Annotated in this window: 18 protein-coding genes; 11 read left to right on the top strand and 7 right to left on the bottom strand. The window is 33.5% G+C overall.

Annotated features, from left to right (window positions below; genetic code table 11):
* Positions 1–23: 23 nt before the first annotated feature.
* The 10 genes from miaB to Cop2CBH44_RS11320 all read left to right on the top strand — a co-directional run bounded on the left by miaB (position 24) and on the right by Cop2CBH44_RS11320 (position 10,532).
* Positions 24–1,397, top strand: coding sequence for a tRNA (N6-isopentenyl adenosine(37)-C2)-methylthiotransferase MiaB (gene miaB, locus Cop2CBH44_RS11365; RefSeq protein WP_200754831.1), 1,374 nt, complete (start codon positions 24–26; stop codon positions 1,395–1,397).
* 352 nt (positions 1,398–1,749) lie between these two features.
* A complete protein-coding gene (locus Cop2CBH44_RS11360) occupies positions 1,750–2,631 on the top strand; it encodes a cell division protein FtsX (protein WP_200754830.1) in 882 nt (293 codons plus the stop codon).
* Positions 2,632–2,664: 33 nt separating this feature from the next.
* Positions 2,665–2,886, top strand: a complete 222-nt coding sequence (locus tag Cop2CBH44_RS11355; protein ID WP_021931702.1) for a DUF3098 domain-containing protein — start codon at positions 2,665–2,667, stop codon at positions 2,884–2,886.
* A gap of 21 nt (positions 2,887–2,907) precedes the next feature.
* Complete coding sequence (locus tag Cop2CBH44_RS11350; RefSeq protein ID WP_200754829.1) at positions 2,908–3,798, top strand: undecaprenyl-diphosphate phosphatase; 891 nt, start codon at positions 2,908–2,910, stop codon at positions 3,796–3,798.
* Complete coding sequence (gene truB / locus Cop2CBH44_RS11345) at positions 3,798–4,535, top strand: tRNA pseudouridine(55) synthase TruB (RefSeq protein ID WP_021931704.1); 738 nt, start codon at positions 3,798–3,800, stop codon at positions 4,533–4,535. Before Cop2CBH44_RS11350 ends, truB begins: the two co-directional genes overlap by 1 nt.
* Positions 4,532–5,587 carry a tRNA preQ1(34) S-adenosylmethionine ribosyltransferase-isomerase QueA gene (gene queA / locus Cop2CBH44_RS11340; RefSeq protein WP_021931705.1) on the top strand — a complete coding sequence of 352 codons (1,056 nt, stop codon included), beginning with the start codon at positions 4,532–4,534 and terminating at the stop codon, positions 5,585–5,587. Before truB ends, queA begins: the two co-directional genes overlap by 4 nt.
* A gap of 4 nt (positions 5,588–5,591) precedes the next feature.
* Entirely contained in the window at positions 5,592–6,005 is a 414-nt protein-coding gene (folK, locus tag Cop2CBH44_RS11335; RefSeq protein ID WP_021931706.1) for a 2-amino-4-hydroxy-6-hydroxymethyldihydropteridine diphosphokinase, read from the top strand.
* 369 nt (positions 6,006–6,374) lie between these two features.
* Positions 6,375–7,667, top strand: a complete 1,293-nt coding sequence (gene metK, locus Cop2CBH44_RS11330) for a methionine adenosyltransferase (RefSeq protein ID WP_200754828.1) — start codon at positions 6,375–6,377, stop codon at positions 7,665–7,667.
* A 146-nt stretch (positions 7,668–7,813) separates the two neighbouring features.
* The gene (locus Cop2CBH44_RS11325) at positions 7,814–8,941 is read left to right on the top strand and encodes a DUF4369 domain-containing protein (protein WP_200754827.1); all 1,128 of its coding nucleotides are present in this window, start codon (positions 7,814–7,816) and stop codon (positions 8,939–8,941) included.
* A 52-nt stretch (positions 8,942–8,993) separates the two neighbouring features.
* Positions 8,994–10,532: a YifB family Mg chelatase-like AAA ATPase gene (locus Cop2CBH44_RS11320; protein ID WP_200754826.1), complete on the top strand. Its 1,539-nt coding sequence runs from the start codon at positions 8,994–8,996 to the stop codon at positions 10,530–10,532.
* Positions 10,533–10,584: 52 nt separating this feature from the next.
* Here the strand turns inward: Cop2CBH44_RS11320 and Cop2CBH44_RS11315 are convergent, their stop codons facing one another.
* The 6 genes from Cop2CBH44_RS11315 to epsC all read right to left on the bottom strand — a co-directional run bounded on the left by Cop2CBH44_RS11315 (position 10,585) and on the right by epsC (position 18,061).
* Entirely contained in the window at positions 10,585–11,046 is a 462-nt protein-coding gene (locus tag Cop2CBH44_RS11315) for a YqaA family protein (RefSeq protein ID WP_021931710.1), read from the bottom strand.
* Complete coding sequence (locus tag Cop2CBH44_RS16755; RefSeq protein ID WP_420838997.1) at positions 11,025–11,921, bottom strand: DUF6427 family protein; 897 nt, start codon at positions 11,919–11,921, stop codon at positions 11,025–11,027. The genes Cop2CBH44_RS11315 and Cop2CBH44_RS16755 overlap by 22 nt, the downstream gene beginning before the upstream one ends.
* Positions 11,922–12,034: 113 nt before the next feature.
* A complete protein-coding gene (gene purD / locus Cop2CBH44_RS11310; protein WP_021931712.1) occupies positions 12,035–13,312 on the bottom strand; it encodes a phosphoribosylamine--glycine ligase in 1,278 nt (425 codons plus the stop codon).
* Positions 13,313–13,324: 12 nt separating this feature from the next.
* Positions 13,325–15,493: a S9 family peptidase gene (locus Cop2CBH44_RS11305; protein WP_200754825.1), complete on the bottom strand. Its 2,169-nt coding sequence runs from the start codon at positions 15,491–15,493 to the stop codon at positions 13,325–13,327.
* Between the two features lie 69 nt (positions 15,494–15,562).
* The gene (locus Cop2CBH44_RS11300) at positions 15,563–17,131 is read right to left on the bottom strand and encodes a THUMP domain-containing class I SAM-dependent RNA methyltransferase (protein ID WP_246469114.1); all 1,569 of its coding nucleotides are present in this window, start codon (positions 17,129–17,131) and stop codon (positions 15,563–15,565) included.
* Positions 17,132–17,161: 30 nt separating this feature from the next.
* On the bottom strand, positions 17,162–18,061 hold the full coding sequence (epsC, locus tag Cop2CBH44_RS11295; RefSeq protein WP_021931715.1) for a serine O-acetyltransferase EpsC: 900 nt from the start codon (positions 18,059–18,061) through the stop codon (positions 17,162–17,164).
* 146 nt (positions 18,062–18,207) lie between these two features.
* On the opposite strand from epsC, the gene Cop2CBH44_RS11290 reads away from it, so the two are divergent.
* Positions 18,208–19,749, top strand: a complete 1,542-nt coding sequence (locus Cop2CBH44_RS11290; protein ID WP_021931716.1) for a bifunctional GNAT family N-acetyltransferase/carbon-nitrogen hydrolase family protein — start codon at positions 18,208–18,210, stop codon at positions 19,747–19,749.
* Between the two features lie 43 nt (positions 19,750–19,792).
* Here the strand turns inward: Cop2CBH44_RS11290 and Cop2CBH44_RS11285 are convergent, their stop codons facing one another.
* The gene (locus Cop2CBH44_RS11285; RefSeq protein WP_021931717.1) at positions 19,793–20,443 is read right to left on the bottom strand and encodes a WbqC family protein; all 651 of its coding nucleotides are present in this window, start codon (positions 20,441–20,443) and stop codon (positions 19,793–19,795) included.
* Position 20,444: the final 1 nt, after the last annotated feature.

Genomic DNA, 20,444 nt, shown 5'->3' with positions numbered 1-20,444 from the left:
TTTACTAATAAAAAAATAAATAAATGAAAGAAGGTTCAGAAGCGGACTTTAAATCTGCGACCGGGAACGGAGAAAAAAAATTGTTTATAGAAACGTACGGCTGTCAGATGAATGTAGCAGATAGTGAAGTTGTAGCATCCATTATGGAAATGGATGGTTATAATTTGTGTGAGAAGTTGGAAGATGCCGATGCTGTGTTTATTAATACTTGTTCAATTAGAGATAATGCAGAACAGAAAATTTATTCAAGATTGCAATATTTTAATGCATTACGTAGGAAAAATAAGCGACTGATAGTAGGAGTATTAGGTTGTATGGCTGAGCGGGTAAAAGATGAATTCATAAAAGATTATCAGGTAGATTTGGTTGTTGGTCCAGATGCTTATCTTGATTTGCCTAATTTAGTCGGAGCTGTTGAGCGGGGAGAAAAAGCCATAAATGTGAATTTATCTTTGACTGAAACGTATAAAAAAATAATACCTGCTCGTATTGGAGGAAATCGTATATCCGGATTTATTTCTATTATGAGGGGATGTAATAATTTCTGTTCATATTGTATTGTACCTTACACACGTGGAAGAGAACGTAGTAGAGATCCGGAAAGTATATTGCGAGAACTTTGTGATTTGAAACAACGTAAATTTAAGGAAGTTACTTTGTTGGGCCAGAATGTGAATTCTTTTAGATTTGAAAATGAAAATGGTGAAATAGTAACTTTTCCTAAATTACTTGCTATGGTTGCAGAAGTTGCAGGCCCCAAGATGAGAATTCGTTTTACAACGTCCCATCCTAAGGATATGAGTGATGAAATATTGGAAACAATAGCACGTTATCCTAATATTTGTAAACATATTCATTTACCTGTTCAATCTGGTAGTTCTCGTATACTCAAGCTCATGAATAGAAAATATACTAGGGAATGGTATTTGGAAAGAATAGCAGCTATAAAACGTATTATTCCTGATTGTGGTATAACTACAGATTTGTTTAGTGGTTTTCATTCAGAAACGGAAGAAGATTTTGCAGAGACCCTATCTCTAATGAGAGAAGTTGGTTTTGACGCTTCTTTCATGTTCAAATATTCGGAACGTCCCGGAACTTATGCTTCTAAAAATTTATCTGATAATATTGCGGAGGAAATAAAAGTAAAACGTTTACAGCGAATGATTGATTTGCAAAATGAATTATCTGCTCAAAGTAATAAAAGAGATATGGGTAAGATTTTCGAAGTCCTTGTCGAGGGTTTTTCAAAACGTTCAAGAGAAGATCTTTTTGGACGGACTGAGCAAAATAAAGTAGTGGTTTTTCCTAAGAAAAATCACCATATAGGAGAGTTTGTGCAAGTACGTATTATAGACTCTTCATCAGCAACTCTTTTAGGAGAAGCTATAGATTAAGTTGTCATTCTAATCTTATTTTTTGTTGAAATTGTAATATAACTCATACATATCTGATATAATTTTTCAGAATATGTATGAGTTTATTCGTATTATATATTTCAATACAAAAGAATACATATAAATTAGATTATAAATTAGTTAAAATATTAAAATGAAAGTGCTTAAATTCATAATTAATTTGTTCTTTTGCATAAAATTCCGGTAAGAATCGTCTCAATAAAGAGGAAGATAAAAAAGACTTTGGAGTTTGAATGTAAATGAGTTTAATTATTTCTGTTATTCAGAAATTTAAATATTGATGCCGAGCTTGAAAAATATATTTTCAGAGTGGTAAAAAAGATTGATGCAGATGAGCGAATCCAAGAGTAACAAGCATATTACATTTTTTAATGCACGTCTCACTTCTACTATCAGTATATCATTAGTTTTGTTTATATTGGGTGTAATTGCTTTGATGGGGGTTTTAGCTACTCAATTATCGATGTATGTGAAGGAAAATATAGGTTTTTCTATAGTTTTAAAGGAATCAGCAAAAGAATCTCAAATAAAGCGGTTGCAAAAAAAATTAGATACAGCTCCTTACGTAAAAGCAACACAGTTTATTTCAAAAGAAGATGCATTGAAAGAGCTTGAAGTAGAAATAGGAGAAAATCCTGAAGATTTATTAGGCTTTAATCCATTAAAAGCTTCTATAGAGGTAAAATTGAAGGCTGATTATGCACATCCAGATAGTTTGCAATGGATAGAAAAGGGTTTAAATAAGGGAACAACTGCTATTGATGAAATAGTTTATCAGAAAGATTTATTGAAAATGGTTAACGATAATATACGCCGTATAGGATTGATATTATTATGTTTAGCTATTGTTTTAATGATTATATCATTTGCTTTAATAAGTAATACTATCAGATTGACAGCTTATTCCAAAAGATTTATTATACACACAATGAAGCTGGTAGGTGCAACTCCGGGCTTTATTCGTAAACCTTTTATATTATCTAATATAGTTAATGGAATTATTGCGGCTTTTGTAGCTATTGGAATGTTGACAGGATGTGTATATTATTTGATGTCGGAGATTGATAATTTTTATACTTTGGTGAGTATTCAATCTTTAATGATGGTATATGTTATTGTATTGTTATTAGGCATTACGATTACAGCTATATCATCGTATTTTGCTGTCAATAGATATATTCGTATGGATCGAGATGATTTGTATTATGTATAAAAACCACTTTTATCAAAGATTAAAAACTTATATATGGATACTCAAAAATTTGCATTAGGTAAACAAAATTTGATATTGATTGGTATCGCTTTTGTTGTTATTATTATTGGTTTTGCATTGATGGCAGGACCAGGTTCTACACCAGAGCATTATAATCCTGATATATTTAGTTTTAGGAGAATAGTTTTGGCTCCGGGAATTGCTTTTGTCGGTTTTGTATTTATGATTTATGCTATAATGAAAAAGTCAAAATAATCAGAGCTGTACATGTATTATATGGAAGAATTATCTTTATTTCAGACTATAATTATAGCTATTGTAGAGGGATTGACTGAATTTTTGCCGGTATCTTCTACTGGACATATGATTATAACACAACATTTGTTAGGGGTTCCGAGTAGTGATTTTGTTAAAGCTTTTACAGTGATTATACAGTTTGGTGCTATATTGTCAGTGGTTGTATTGTATTGGAAGCGCTTCTTTAAATTAAATAAATGCAAAATTTTTGATACGAATATTGTTAATAATAATAGGTCAGCTCGATGGATAGAGTATGGAAAACGTTTTTTGTATAAATATGATTTTTATTGGAAGCTTTTAATCGCTTTTATTCCGGCGGCTTTTTTCGGACTATTATTTAGTGACAAAATTGATGAAATGCTTGAGAGTGTAACTGTAGTTGCTATAATGCTTGTGATAGGAGGTATTGTAATGTTGTTTGTGGATAAGTGGTTTGCAAAATCTTCTTCAAATCAAGAGATGACTCCTAAAAAAGCTTTTTGTATAGGTTTGTTCCAATGTATAGCTATGATCCCTGGTGTCTCTCGTTCAATGGCTACAATTGTCGGAGGTATGGCACAAAAATTGACACGAAAAAATGCAGCAGAATTTTCTTTTTTTCTGGCTGTACCTACCATGTTTGCCGCTACAGCATATAAATTGTTAAAATTGGTAACTTCAGAAAATGGTTTACAAATTTTGCAGGATAATATTGTTACCTTAATTGTTGGTAATGTTGTAGCTTTTATAGTGGCTCTTTTAGCAATAAAATTTTTTATAAGCTTTGTCACCAAATATGGATTTAAAGCATTTGGATATTATCGTATAATAGTGGGTGGTATTATTATTATATTCATGCTTTTGGGGTATAACTTAGAAATAGACTAATGAATTTTTTAGAAGGAGAGATACTCTATTTTAACAAACCGTTGCATTGGACTTCATTTAATCTGGTAAAACGTATACGGGCTAAGATTATATATAAGCTGAAAATAAAGAAAATAAAAGTAGGCCATGCAGGAACTCTCGATCCTTTAGCTTCCGGAGTAATGATAGTTTGTACAGGAAAAGCTACCAAGTTGATAGAGAGTTTTCAGTATCAAACGAAGGAATATATAGCAACATTACGATTAGGAGCGACTACACCTTCATTCGATTTGGAAACAGAAATCGATGAGACATTTGAGATAGAGCATATTACTCGTTCTGAAACAGAAAAAGTTTTGCAAAGTTTTGTTGGTACTATTCAGCAAATTCCTCCAGTTTATTCAGCATGTAAAGTTGATGGACGTCGTGCCTATGATTTTGCTAGAAATGGAGAGGAAGTTGTATTGAAAGCTAAGGAGTTGGTTATAGATGAAATAGAATTGCTCGAATATGCTTTACCAGAAATAAAAATTAGGGTTGTATGCAGTAAGGGAACATATATAAGGGCTTTGGCAAGGGATATAGGTCGAGCATTAGGAAGTGGAGCCCATTTGGTATCTTTGGTCCGTACTCGAGTAGGAGATGTATACCTCAAAGATTGTTGTACGGTTGATCAGATTGATAGTATTATAGAAAAGGCTAGACTCGAAATGTTGGCAGAGGAAGAAAAAGAAAATATAAAAAATACAGAGATATGAAATTATCGCAGTTTAAATTTAAATTACCAGAAGATCAGATTGCAAAATATCCTGCTAAAAATAGGGATGAATCACGTCTAATGGTACTTCATCGAAATACAGGTAAAATAGAGCATCGTATCTTTAAGGAAATATTAGAGTATTATGATGATAAAGATGTATTTGTATTTAATGATACAAAAGTATTTCCTGCACGATTGTATGGAAATAAGGAAAAAACCGGAGCCAAGATAGAGGTTTTCTTGTTACGTGAATTAAATGAGGAAAATAGATTATGGGATGTCTTAGTTGACCCTGCTCGTAAGATACGTATCGGAAATAAGTTGTATTTCGGGGAAGATGATTCCATGGTTGCAGAAGTTATCGATAATACGACTTCGAGAGGTCGTACTTTACGCTTTTTATTCGATGGTACACATGAGGAGTTTAAGGATGCTCTTTATAAATTAGGAGAGACACCCTTACCTCGTTATATAAATAGGCCAGTAGAACCGGATGATGAGTTGCGTTATCAAAATATTTTTGCGAAAAATGAAGGAGCTGTCGTGGCTCCTGCTGCAGGATTACATTTTAGTAGAGAACTTTTGAAACGTATGGAAATTAAAGGTATTGAATATAATTTCTTAACGTTGCATTCTGGTTTGGGAAATTTCCGTGAAATAGATGTGGAAGATCTTACGAAACATAAAATGGATTCGGAACAGATGTTGGTAACTCAACAGCTGGTTGATTTTGTAAATAAAGCAAAAGATGAGAATCGTCAAGTTTGTGCAGTGGGAACTTCTGTAATGAGGGCAATTGAGAGTACTGTAAGTACTGATGGTCATATGAAGACTTATTCTGGCTGGACTAATAAGTTTATATTTCCTCCTTATGATTTTACAGTTGCTACGAGTTTGATTAGTAATTTTCATATGCCATTATCAACGATGTTGATGATGGTAGCGGCTTTTGGAGGTTATGACCTAGTCCTTGAAGCCTATGATGTTGCATTGAAAGAGAAGTATAGATTTGGTGCTTATGGCGATGCTATGCTTATTTTAGATAGGTAGAAAAATGTCTGTTGCATATTTAGGCATAGGAACTAATTTGGGAGATAAAGAAGATAATCTCAGATTTGCTTTAGAAAATATAGAGGGACAGATAGGAAAGATTATTTCCTGTTCTGTTCCTTATGCTTCTGAAGCTTGGGGGTTTGAGTCTGAAAATTCTTTTTTGAATATTGTAGTTTCAATAGAAACACAATTGGCTCCATTTGATTTATTAGACGTCACTCAGAAAATCGAAAAATTAATGGGTAGAGAGAATAAATCTGTTGATGGTGTATATTCTGATAGAATTATAGATATAGATATACTTCTTTATGATAATATAAAGATGAATACTGACCGTCTGATACTTCCACATCCAGGACTTAAAGATAGATTGTTTTTCCGAATTCCTTTAAAAGAAATTAATCCTGATTTTTAATTATTTGGTTTAGTGTATCTTTTATCTTACCAATCGATACCTCATTCTTCAATTCTAATAAATATAAAGTAGAAATTGCTTTTAAATCGTATATGTCGTTTTTTTAATTATAAGGTCAAGATGTGAATGTGTATTATTAATCTACTAATTTGAAATATTTTTGTAATAAGATAATAATTGAAACTTGAAAAAGTTATATATTTGCATCATCATAATGTGGAAGGATTTGGCTGCTTGCAACCACAGAAAAAAATGCTAAAACTGCGTTACCTACCATTTGCGTTATAGCTCAGCTTTACATTTTATTTATTTCCTTACATGATATGTATATAAATAGTTTTAAGTTTATACTTATTTAAATTTGTTATTATGAATTATTTGTTCACCTCTGAATCGGTGTCTGAAGGGCATCCTGATAAAGTAGCCGATCAAATATCGGATGCTTTGCTTGATGAGTTTTTGGCTTATGATGCCAACTCGAAAGTAGCTTGCGAAACTCTGGTAACTACCGGACAGGTAGTATTGGCAGGAGAGGTAAAATCATCGGCCTATGTTGACCTTATGGAGGTCGCTCGCCGAGTAATTAATCGTATTGGATATACTCGTAGTGAATATAAGTTTGAAGGAGATTCCTGTGGTGTATTTTCTGCTATTCACGAGCAATCTGCTGATATTAATCGAGGTGTTGAGCGTGAAGATGAAATGAATCAGGGAGCCGGAGATCAAGGAATGATGTTTGGTTATGCATCTAATGAGACTGATAATTATATGCCTATTTCTCTGGATTTATCACATTTGTTGCTAATAGAATTAGCTGCTATCCGTCGCGAAGGGAAAGTCATGACATATTTGCGTCCTGACTCTAAATCTCAGGTAACAATTGAATATAATGATGCTCATACTCCTGTAAGGGTACATACTATTGTTATATCTACGCAACATGATGATTTTGTTACACCTGAAAATAATTCTTTAGAAGCTCAGGCAAAAGCTGATGAAGAAATGTTGGGTATTATTTATAGTGACGTAAAGAATATTCTTATTCCTCGAGTAATAGCTTTGTTACCAAAACGAGTCCAAGCTCTTTTCGATGAGAATCTTATTCTGCACGTTAATCCTACGGGTAAATTTGTAATTGGAGGACCGCATGGAGATACAGGTCTTACCGGACGTAAAATTATTGTTGATACCTATGGAGGTAAAGGTGCTCATGGAGGAGGTGCTTTTTCAGGAAAAGACCCTTCGAAAGTTGATCGTTCGGCAGCTTATGCTGCACGCCATATAGCTAAGAATATGGTTGCTGCCGGAGTTTCAAATGAAATGTTGGTACAAATATCTTATGCTATAGGTGTTGCTCAACCAGTCAGTGTTTTTGTAGATACATATAATAAGTCAAATGTTGATATGAGTGATGCTGAGATTGCGTCTAAGATAACCGAAATATTTGATTTAAGACCGAGAGCTATAGAAAAACGATTGAAGTTAAGGAATCCTATCTATGAGGAAACAGCAGCATATGGGCATATGGGAAGAAAGCCTCAAACAATAGTGAAAACATTTACTTCAAAATATGAACCTGTTCCATTAACGCGTGAGGTGGAGTTATTTACATGGGAGAAACTTGATTATGTAGATACAATTAAGAAAGCGTTTAATTTATAGAAAATATAATATAAGGGATAATTATTGGAGAATACTTGTATATAGTATTCTCCTTTTATTTTATGTACTTGTCTAATTTGTCTTTTTATTTTGATACTGAATGTAAAAGGCGTAAATTTGCGTATATATCTCCAAATCTGAAATATATGAGTAGAATTATTTATATATGTTTTATCGTTACAACAATGTTTATGTCATCAGCTTGTAGTGATAAAAAAAATTATACTATAGAAGCTAAGATAGTCAATTTAGAAGGTAAGCCTATCTATGTAATTCAAGATAAATATAATGAAGGTTTTAAATTAGATACCTTGCAACCAGATAACAACTTTTTCAGGTTAAAGGGTTCTTCCAATTCTTTAACGTCCGTACAATTATATTTTAATGATAAAACGGAATTGATGAGTTTGTATTTGAAGAATGGAGATCATATTACGTTAGAAGGGGATGCAAATAAGCCTTTTGAAATTGCAATAAAGGGTAATAGAATAAATGAGGAAATAGGTGATTTTAGAAAGAGGAATAGTTTGGTACTTGAACGTTTACGAGAAAAAGAAAAGAATTTTGTTACACATTGGAACAAACCGGAATATAGCCAATCAATAAAACAGTTAAGAGCGTCTTTGCAGAAAGATGCCATTGCTTTTATCCAAGAACATAAATCTTCTCTGTCGTCTTCTATTTTGATATATGAATATTTATTAGATATAGATAATTATGCTTTTTGCGATTCTTTGTTGAAAACATTGCCTCCAGATGCAAAGCCTGTAAACTTGCAAGCAAAGATGGAAATAATATTTTCTAAAATTTTAAAGAGCAAAATAGGAACCTCTCTCCCCTATTTTACTTTACGAAATGAAAATGATTCAATAATATATTCAACATCTTTTAATGGTAAACCTACTATTATTACTTGCTGGTCAATAGATGATACACTTAGTATGAAGGAAATGCGTTATCAGAAAAATTGGTATAAAGAACTCGACAGAAAAGATTATAATATGGTAGGTATATCTTTTGATATGGATGTGAATGCATGGAAGAATCGTTTAAAAACAGATTCTTTAAGTTGGAAACAAGTAAGATTGCCAGAAGGATGGAATTCTCCTTGGGTAAAAAATAGTGGCATTGTTCAGATTCCTTATACATTAGTTCTTGATAAAAGAGGTAAAATTATAGCGCGTAATTTGCAAGGAAGTATATTACAAGATTACTTAATAAAGATGTTGGGGGAGGAAGATAGTTTAAAACAACAGAAGGATAATAGGAAATAGTATATATTTATAATAGAAAGAACCTTTTTTAGTTGTATATTTTGTTTTAGAAATGTTAGTTAAAGTTTTTGCCGCGGCAGTGCAGGGTATAGATGCACTGATTGTAACGATAGAAGTGAATTGCTCTAATGGTATTCGTTTTTTTATGGTGGGATTACCAGATACTGCCGTAAAAGAGAGTCATGAACGTATAGTCTCTGCATTGCAGCATAATGGATATAAATTTCCTCGTAGGCAAATTATTATAAATATGGCTCCTGCTGATATTAAAAAAGAGGGTTCGGCATATGATCTTCCTTTAGCTATTGGGATATTAGCTTCAGCGGAGATGGTTTCTAATGAAAAATTAGGTCAGTATATGTTGATGGGTGAGCTCTCTCTTGATGGCTCTATACTTCCTGTAAGAGGCATATTACCGATAGCTATTAAAGCTCGGGAAGAGGGCTTTACAGGGCTTATTGTACCTAAAGCTAATGTTATGGAAGCAGCTGTTGTGAATAACTTGGATGTATATGGTGTCGAAAATATAAAAGAAGTTATAGATTTCTTTAATGGTGAAGTTGATTTGACTCCTACTATTATTGATACCAGAGCAGAGTTTTATAAAACGCAACAGAATTTTGATCTTGATTTTGCAGATGTGAAGGGTCAAGAGAATGTAAAAAGGGCATTAGAAGTTGCTGCTGCAGGGGGACATAATCTTATTATGGTAGGGCCTCCAGGTGCAGGGAAATCTATGATGGCTAAACGAATTCCATCTATTCTACCTCCTCTTACTCTTCAAGAGGCATTAGAGACTACAAAGATACATTCTGTTGCTGGTAAGATGGGTAGTAGTACATCTTTATTAACTCAAAGGCCTTTTCGGTCTCCACATCATACTATTTCCAGTGTTGCTTTGGTTGGCGGAGGAACTTATCCTCAGCCAGGAGAAATTTCTTTAGCACATAATGGAGTACTTTTTTTGGACGAACTTCCTGAGTTTTCAAGGCAGGTATTAGAAGTAATGAGGCAGCCATTGGAAGACCGTAAGATAACGATATCGAGAGTTAAATATTCTATAGAATATCCGGCAGGGTTGATGTTGGTAGCATCTATGAATCCGTGTCCTTGTGGATATTATAATCATCCGGAAAAAAAATGTATTTGTCCTCCGGGAGCGGTATTGAAATATCTTAATCGTATATCAGGTCCATTACTTGACCGTATTGATATACAAATTGAAATTGTACCTGTCCCGTTTGAAAAAATATCGGATACTCGTCCTGCTGAGTCGAGTGCTGCTATTAGGGAACGTGTTATTAAAGCTCGGCAGGTTCAGGAAATACGTTTTAAAAATATTTCGGGAGTATATTGTAATGCACAGATGAATACAAAATTATTGAATGAATTTGCAGAGCCGGATAGTGCAGGAAAAGAACGATTGAAAGTAGCTATGGTGAGGTTTAATCTTTCGGCAAGGGCTTATGATCGAATTTTAAAGGTCGCTCGTACGATAGCTGATTTGGAAGGTAGTAAGAATATTCAGGTGAATCATATTTCAGAAGCAATTAGTTACCGAAATCTTGACCGGGAAAATTGGGCCGGGTAGGAATTATTATTGGTTTTTGGTATAGAGTTTTTTTAAGGTACGTAGGGATAATTTATTGTATAAAAGAGGAAAAGTAGTCGACACCAATGATAATAAGGTAATATCTAAGAAATTTACCTATCAACATTGAAATATTTACAAGTAAAACATTAGCTCTCATTAGACCTAATCCTACAATAATTAAATCACCTACTCCGGGAAGAAAAACAAAAAATGCCATTAGTGCACCTTTCCCTTGAAGCCATTTTTGAGTTTTTTCTAATTTTTCGTGTTTTATACGAAGATATTTTTCTATCCATTCTATTTTTCCAAGGTGTCCTATATAATAACAGGTAACCCCACCTAACCAGTTTCCTGCCGTAGCTGTCAGAAGGCATCCCCAAGGATGAAACCCAGCTACCAATAATATTCCTAGTACGACTTCTGAACTTAGAGGGATTATACTACCAGATAGAAAAGCCGAAAGAAAAAGTCCTATATATCCCCATTCACTTAACCCTGCAATAAATTCCATAAAAATAGTGAGAAATATAAAGTGAGTATTATATAAAACAATACAATTGTAGGCTTATTTTTTGTATTAGTAAAAAGATGAGCGGCTTGTAGTGCAATACAAGTATTTAATACAGGTAAATAAATATTACTTTCATTAAAATGGATGATAATGGCTATAATTGCAACAATTAGCAATATATTAATAAATCCGTTATAGGCCCGAGTTCTGGTTTTATCATTAAAATTGTTATAGAGATTGTTTATAACACTGATTATACCTAAAACTATTGTGGGGAAGATATAAAATAATTGAGTATAATTCGGACTTTGCGATTCATATATATGATTTTCTGATAATGGAACAAAAAGATTTTCAGAGTATAAAGTTATCCCGAATATCCAATGTGCACTTAAAATGAGCCAACCAACTGTTATTAATCCTAATAAGGTTGCAACGAAGGTTTTTCCGGTTAGAGACCTCATCTGATACATTCCTATCCAAAATATGGGTATTAAATATATAAATGGACTCCAGAGCAAAGTTCCGAATCCTATATAAAGAGATAAACCGAAGGCGTGGCGTTGTGTTTGTTCTTTTTGATATGATGAGAATAAGGTAAATAAAGAAAGAATCAGTATAAAAGATAATAAATTACCTAAGTTCAAGGTGGAAGTTAGACTGGGATTGCTTCCTTCTAATAAAAGAAAAAAGAGTAAAGGAAATAGAGATCTGGATCTGATTAGAGCAAAAATACTATTCATTCTTTGTAATAGTAAAGCACCGAATAGTATAATTACAGTATTGATTATATTACATGATAGAGGTGATAGTTTCCACGAATCTTGATTTGGTAATATAAGACTGTGGTTGCTGATATTCTCAAGAATAGGCATAAACCTGAAAGAAAGAAATGCAGCAACCAGAAAAATACCGATACTTAAATATATTATTATATTATTATCGGCCAGTTTATTTAAATGGTCGTCTCTCAAACTATTTGTATATTTTATAAGTCAGAACCTATATCGGAACGAAAATATTTACCTTCGAATGCTACGGTTTCTGCATTTTTGAATGAAATTGAGAGGGCTTCATTTTTGTTATTGCCATAAGAACTTATAGCGATAACCCGACCTCCATTAGTTATGGTTTCTCCATTTTTGTTTGTCGTGCCTGCATGGAAGATAATACTATCTTTTATTTTGTCAAGTCCGGAAATAATTTTTCCTTTCTCATAATTTCCGGGATATCCTCCAGAGACCAGCATTACTGTAACTGCAGAACGGGGATCAATCTCCAAAGTGCAATTGTCCAGATTTTCTTCAGCAATACCTTCTAATAAATCTACTAAATCTGATTTTATACGAAGCATTACCACTTCTGTTTCAGGATCTCCCATTCGTACATTATACTCAATTACCATGGGTTCATTGTTTACTTTGATTAACCCTAAAAAGATGAATCCTTTATAGTCTATATTTTCGGATTGAAGCCCGGTTATAGTAGGTTTTACGATACGTTCTTCTACTTTTTGCATGAATAATTTATCTGCGAATGGTACAGGAGAAACGGCTCCCATGCCTCCTGTATTCAGTCCGGTATCCCCTACTCCTATTCTTTTGTAATCTTTTGCTTCTGGTAATATTTTATAAGATTTTCCATCAGTGAGTACGAATACAGAGCATTCGATTCCTGAAAGAAACTCTTCGATGACAACGGTACGACTTGCGTCACCGAACATACCTGCCAGCATTTTTTTTAATTCAGCTTTAGCCTCTTTTAAATCTTCTATAATTAATACTCCTTTACCTGCAGCCAGTCCATCAGCTTTTAGGACATAGGGAGCTTTTAGAGTATCGAGAAAAGCATATGCTTCATTTATGTTATCAGCAGTAAAACTGGCGTATCGAGCAGTAGGAATATGATGACGCATCATAAATGCTTTCGCAAAGTCTTTGCTGCCTTCGAGTTGGGCACCTTTACATGATGGTCCAATAACAGGGATATGTTTTATAGAATCATCATTTTTAAAATAATCATATATACCCTTTACAAGTGGGTCTTCTGGTCCTACAATAACCATATCGATATGATTATCTAAGACAAATGTTTTTATAGATACGAAATCTGTGGCTTTGATATTTACATTAGTTCCACAAAGTGCTGTTCCTGCATTTCCTGGAGCGATATATAGTTTTCCAAGTTTTGGACTTTGTTTTATTTTCCAAGCTAAAGCATTTTCTCGGCCACCTGAGCCTAACAAAAGTATATTCTTTGTTTTCATTGTTATATCATTTTATTTTAAGTGATCATCAAAGTAACGAGCAATTATTTCATGTAGATGTACTCTATCTGGTCCAATAACGTTATGGACATGCCCCGGGTATACAAAATAATCAGGATAAGTGCGATTTTTAATACAACTTTTTAAAAAACTAAGGCTATTTTGCCATACAACGACTGGATCTTCATCACCATGTATGAGGAGTAATCTTCCTTTTAAGTTTTTAGAAAAATTGTTTAGATTAGAGTTTTTATATCCCTCCGGATTGTTTTGAGGGGTTCCCATATAACGTTCTCCATACATAATTTCATAGAAAGACCAATCTATAACAGGACCGCCGGCTACTCCTGTTTTAAATATTTGGGGATAATGAGTCAATAAATATGTAGTCATAAAACCTCCAAAACTCCATCCATGTACACCGATTCGGTCTGTATCGACAAATGGTTGTTTTTTTAAAAATTCGATACCGGTTATTTGGTCTTCTGATTCTATCTTTCCGAGTTGTCGGTGAGTTATATTTTCAAATTCTAATCCTCGGTTGGCTGAACCTCTATTGTCTAATGTGAAGACAATGTATCCTTTTTGGGCCATATAAATGTCAAATCCTCTGACATCCCATTTCCATGAATTTTTTATCATTTGTGCATGTGGCCCTCCGTAAACGTATACAATTACTGGATATTTGTGATTTGGGTCGAAATTTAAAGGTTTTACCATTCGGAAATACAGGTTGGTACTGTCATCGTTTGCTTTTATAGTCCCTGTTTCAATTTGGGGATAATTATAATTTTTGTAAGGATCTTCTGCTGAAAATATTTTATGTTTTTTTCCAGATTTTGTGTCAATAAATTGTTGTATAAGAGGTGTATTATGGTTACTATATTGGTCGATTATGTATCGTCCAGAAGTATCTGCTATGATTTTATGGACACCATGTTCTGTTGTGAGAGGTGTTCTTTTACCATTTGTTATATTTACAGCATAAAAATTTGTTTCTAAAGGAGATGATTCGGTACTTCCTATATATACGGTATTTTTTTTGTTATCAGGTATATATATACTAGTAACTTCCCAAGATCCCTGTGTCAGTTGACGTATTAGTTTGCCAGAAGTATTGTAAAGATAAATGTGTCTGTATCCGTCACGACGGCTTAATAATAAAAACTGGTCTGATTTTCCTGGAATAAATGTTAAGGGAAATTCAGGCTCTGTATATTTCGCATGGGTTTCAGTAAAAAGAATTCGTAGCCTTTCTCCAGTTTCGCTACTGTAAGCAATAAGTTGACATGTATCTTGCTGGCGATTGAGTTCTTGAAGGTAAATTTCTTTTTCATCAGGAGACCATGTCAGGTTTGTTAAATATCGTTCTTCTGGAGCACCTGTTTTTAGGTAAATAGTTTTGTTTGTTTCAGGTCGGTAAATCCCAATACTAGTCGTATGACTTTTTTGTCCGACCATAGGATATTTTATAGGATGAGATTGTGCAATAATATTGGTTGAGATATTTACAATCGGGTACTCGGCAACATTACTTTCATCCATTCTGTAAAAAGCGAGTGCATTTCCTTGGGGAGACCAGAATGTCCCTTTTTTCTGTCCGAATTCATTACGGTAAATATAATTAGAGCCATAAGATATATTCTTGTCTGAATCTTTGGCAATACAGATACGTTTACCGTTTTGAGTCAATAGGTACAATCCGTTTCCTTGTGTAAATGCATAGCATTCTTTTTGGGGATTATAATCTGTATTTTCATCTTCGTGATTGAAAGTATAAAGATTGCTTATTTTTTTATTGTCCGGTGAAAAGTCAAAAATATAATTTTTGTAACTGATGCGTACAACAAGACCTTTTGCTGTATTCTGTATTGAGAAAGAAGGAATTTGTTTTAATTGAGGTATTCCATATTTTTTTACAATTTGGTTAAGGCTTTCGGTAGTAAACCATACTTTTTTTTCAAAATTTTTATTTGGAAAAACTTTGTATACGGTGTCATTTAAAAGATATATGTAATCATTACCATAAAAGTTCAATAGTTTTGGTGCCTTAAACTGAGGAGATAAGCGTGTGTATTGTTTACCGCCCGGAACTAAATGCTCGAATGTGAGATTTTTCTTTTGGGCCATAGTCGGTATGCTGATAACGATTGATAAAATAAAATATATAAGTTGTTTCATTTTATGATTCTTGCATCTTATTATACATCAAATATTTCGTATAGAGTAAAATATCAATATACAGAATGGTCATTTATGCTTTTTTCTGCCGTCAAAAGACCTATCATTAGATTTATTGTTTTTATCTCTGAAATGATTTTCTCGTTGTTTAAAAGAAGAAAAGTGATTTCTTTTTTTGGAAGATTTATCACCAAGTTCATCACTATTGGGTTTTCTTTTCTTCTCTTTTAACTTTTTTTCTCGTTCAATATTTTTATCTCGTAATTTTTTCCATCCGGGTCGATTATCCACTGTTGGGTCTTCTATAGATGGAAGCTTGAATGTGACAAATTTTTCTAAGGCTTCTTCTCCATGTAGTATTTCGGGTTTTTGCTTACCTCTTTTGAGATTTTCCTTATCGGTAGATTTTTTTAAATTGGTTTGATATTTGAATCTAAAAGACGGAATTTTATCTTCTTTTTGTTTTTCACGAAATCCCCCTGTTTCCCGTTTAAAGTCATTGTATTTACCATTGAAGATTTCATATTTACGGTATTGACACTCCAAAGCTCCGTTCATTAATTCTAATTTCAATGCCGGTTTTAATCCAATTTTATCAAAACATTCTTCCCGGTAGCTGATTATCCACGCGTCGTATCCTTTAAATACATGTTTGAGACGTTCTCCTATCATTTCATATAGGCCCAATAGATCTTGGCTCGAAATGCGTTCCCCATAAGGAGGATTTGTCACTAATATACCGTTTTCTGGAGCTTCTTCATATCGTTGAAAAGGTAAAACTTTTAAATCGATGTATTTTGACATTCCAGCACTTTTTATATTACGTTCGGCTATAGCTATAGCTTTAGGGGAAATATCCGATCCGAATATTTTGTATTCGAACGTTTTTTCCATGCTGTCATCGTTATAGAGTTTGTCAAATAGTTCTTCATCGTAGTCGTTCCAACGTTCGAAGGCAAAATCTTTACGATATATTCCGGGTGCCGTGTTGGTAGCAATCATTGCAGCTTCTATTAATAGAGTCCCTGAGCCGCACATAGGATCTATAAAATTTTTTTCACCTCTCCATCCTGTTTTTAATATCATTCCGGCAGCTAATACTTCGTTTATAGGAGCTTCGGTTTGTTCTATACGGTAACCTCTTTTATGTAATGATTCTCCAGAGCTGTCAAGTGACAAAGTACAATTATGTTGTGATATATGTAAATTTAATATGATATCAGCATTATTGATACGTACAGATGGTCGATTTCCTGTTTTTTCAGAAAAGTAATCAGCAATAGCATCTTTTGTACGATATGTAACAAACTTAGAATGTTTAAATTCTTCGGAATAGACAACCGAATCGATGGCAAATGTCTGACTTGGGGAGAGATATTTATCCCAATTGAATTCTTTAATTTTTTCGTATACTTCGTCGGTATTGTTTGCTGTGAATTGATAGATTGGCTTTAATATTCTTAAAGCAGTACGGAGTTGTAAATTAGATTTGTATAAGAGTTCTTTATCTCCGATAAAAGAGACCATACGGCGTCCAATCTCTATATTTTCACCTCCTAAAATAGATATTTCCTCAGCCAAGACATCTTCTAATCCTTGGAATGTTTTTGCTATAATTTCGAATTTCTCGTTTTTCACTTGAATTACTGTTTGGTAGACATATTATAATTATTGTCGAGCTTTACTTTGCATTACTCGGGCTCCAGCAGGAACATCTTCTGTTACCCATATATTGCCTCCTATAGTTGCACCCTCTCCTATTGTTATTCGGCCTAATATCGAAGCATTAGAATATATGATAACATTATCCTTGATAATAGGATGGCGAGGTATACCTTTTATAGGGTTACCGTTTTCGTCTAAAGGAAAGCTTTTGGCACCCAATGTGACTCCTTGGTAGATTTTTACATTATTACCTATAATTGCTGTCGCACCAATTACTACGCCAGTACCATGGTCTATAGTAAAGTAACTGCCTATAGTGGCTGCTGGGTGTATATCTATACCCGTTTCTGAATGAGCCATTTCAGATATCATACGAGGAATTAGAGGGACACCTAATTTTAATAATTGATGGGCTATTCGATGATTACTAATAGCACGAATAGCCGGATAACAGAAAATGACTTCTCCATAACTTTCGGCAGCTGGGTCTCCATTGTAAGCGGCTATGACATCTGTCGTCAATATTTTGCGTAGTTCTGGTAAACTCTTTATGAATTCAGCTGCTATTTTTACAGCTTCCTCCCGCATGCCTTCAAGGCTAACATATTTAGTCCGATCGCAGATGAAGCATAATCCTGCAAGAATTTGTTCTGAAAGCAATTCGTATAATTTTTCGGTGTTTACTCCCAAATAATAAGTTATATTGCGCCTATTTACATTGGAATGTCCGAAATAACCAGGAAAGAGTAATGAACGACATAATTTTATAATTTCTTGTAGAATAGTTTCGGAAGGATAAGGTTCTCCTTCGTGGTGTTGAAGGCATAATAATTTTACAGACTCGTATTCCGAAAGTTCGGTTACTGTTGATGTAATTATTTCCGAATATTTATGCAGGTTCATTCCCCCTATTTATTATAAAGTTATCCTAATTTGCAAAGTTAAAAATTCTTATGGATATTTTACTGGAAAAGTGAAAAAGAAAATAAACGAAAGCACACTTTTATTTATATCGATATATCTTTGTACCCATAATTAAAATTATTGTAATGGAACCTATACATAAAATTAATAAAGTCGAAATTAGAAATTTGCAAATTTCTGATTATGTACAATTATCACAATCATTTCGTCGGGTGTATTCGGATGGTTCGGATACATTTTGGACTCATAAACAAATAGAGAAACTAATACAGATTTTTCCTGAAGGACAATTTGTTACAGTAGTAGATGAAAAGATAGTGGGATGTGCTTTGTCTTTAATTGTCGACTATGATTTAGTAAAAAATGATCATACATACGCAAAAGTTACGGGGAACGAGACATTTTCTACTCATAATCCTAATGGTAATATTTTGTATGGAATAGAGGTATTTATTCATCCTGATTATCGGGGATTACGTTTAGGTCGACGCATGTATGATTATCGTAAAGAGTTGTGTGAACGACTTAATTTGAAAGCTATAATGTTTGGTGGTCGTATACCTAATTATCATAAATATGCTGATGTTATGCGTCCAAAAGAATATATACAGCAGGTAAAAATGAAGGAAATTTATGATCCGGTCCTTACATTCCAGCTTTCGAATGATTTTCATGTGCGTAAAGTAATGACTAATTATTTACCCAATGATGAGGAGTCGAAACATTTTGCTACATTATTACAATGGGATAATATATATTATACGCCACCAACATCAGAATTTAAAGTAACAAAACCTACTGTCCGGTTAGGTCTTGTCCAGTGGCAGATGCGGTCGTATAAAAGTATAGATGATGTATTTGAGCAAGTTGAATATTTTGTAGATGCTGTATCGGATTATAAAAGTGATTTTGTTCTTTTTCCAGAATATTTTAATGCTCCTTTAATGGCAGAATTTAATCATTTGGGTGAATCTGAAGCAATTCGAGGATTGGCTCAGTATACCGAAGATATGCGAGACCGTTTTATAAATTTGGCCATTAGCTATAATATAAATATTATAACAGGAAGTATGCCTTTGATAAAAGACGGAGGGTTGTATAATGTGGGTTTTTTGTGTCGTAGGGATGGAAGTTACGATATGTATGAGAAAGTGCATGTTACTCCGGATGAAGCGAAGAGTTGGGGACTTTCAGGTGGAAATATTGTAAAGACTTTTGATACAGATTGTGCTAAAATTGGTGTTTTGATTTGCTATGATGTAGAATTTCCCGAATTATCTCGTATTATGGCAGAACAAGGCATGCAAATTTTGTTTGTTCCATTTTTAACTGATACACAGAATGCATATTCTCGGGTTCGAGTCTGTGCTCAGGCACGAGCTATTGAGAATGAATGTTTTGTTGCTATAGCAGGTTCTGTTGGTAATTTGCCCCGTGTACATAATATGGATATTCAGTATGCCCAATCAGGAGTATTTACTCCTTGTGATTTTGCTTTTCCTACAGATGGAAAAAGGGCAGAGGCTACACCTAATACGGAAATGATATTGATTTCAGATGTTGATTTAGATTTACTTAATGAGTTGCATACTTACGGTAGTGTGCGCAATCTTCGTGATCGTCGACATGATTTATATGATTTGCGTTTGAAGAAAAAAGCGGAGTAGACTTTTTTATGTATTAAAATATTTATAAACATATAAGCATTGTTCATATGCTTATATGTTTTTTTATTGAATTATTTAGTATCAATATTGATTCAGGCCCCATGTTGAATATTAAGTCGATGATACTCATATCGGGTATAAATCCATATTTTCCACTAAAGATTTGATAATATTTTAAAGGTATAAATTCTTTGTCATTGGAGTGTTTGGGATGTATGGCTTCTCTGAAATCTTTCTCTTTAGATGTAAATGTCATTTTATATTGATTTGTGAAATGAATGTCAGGAGAGATGTTCAGCCATTCACATACTGTACTTAAAAGTTCACTGTTAAAGTCGAGTAAAAAATATCCTTTCAAATTCTTTTTATAAAATGGGAGTAAATCATCCTGATAATACTCGAAAAATGGTGTAGAGCCATAAGCTGAGACAATCGCATTCCAATGTAGATGTTGCCAATTATCGTGGTCAGATATGCGTATATCTTTATCTGGACACTTTGACTGTAGGGGTTTTATGATAGGTATGGAAAGAGGCATAATACCGTTTGCACCTATAATGTTACAACGGTTTCGGTAGGTCTGTTTTGTGTAGTTACTATATATTTCTATCCCAATTTGATTATAATGATATAATTTACTAAAATATGATATTGGAGGTAGATATGCTGTTGATAAGTAGGCTATGTCATACATT

Origin of the sequence: Coprobacter secundus subsp. similis (assembly GCF_015097275.1) — a bacterium.
In the GTDB taxonomy this organism is placed as follows: Bacteria; Bacteroidota; Bacteroidia; order Bacteroidales; family Coprobacteraceae; genus Coprobacter; species Coprobacter secundus.
Note: the sequence above shows the minus strand (reverse complement) of the source record. Positions and strands in the feature narration are given on the sequence as shown.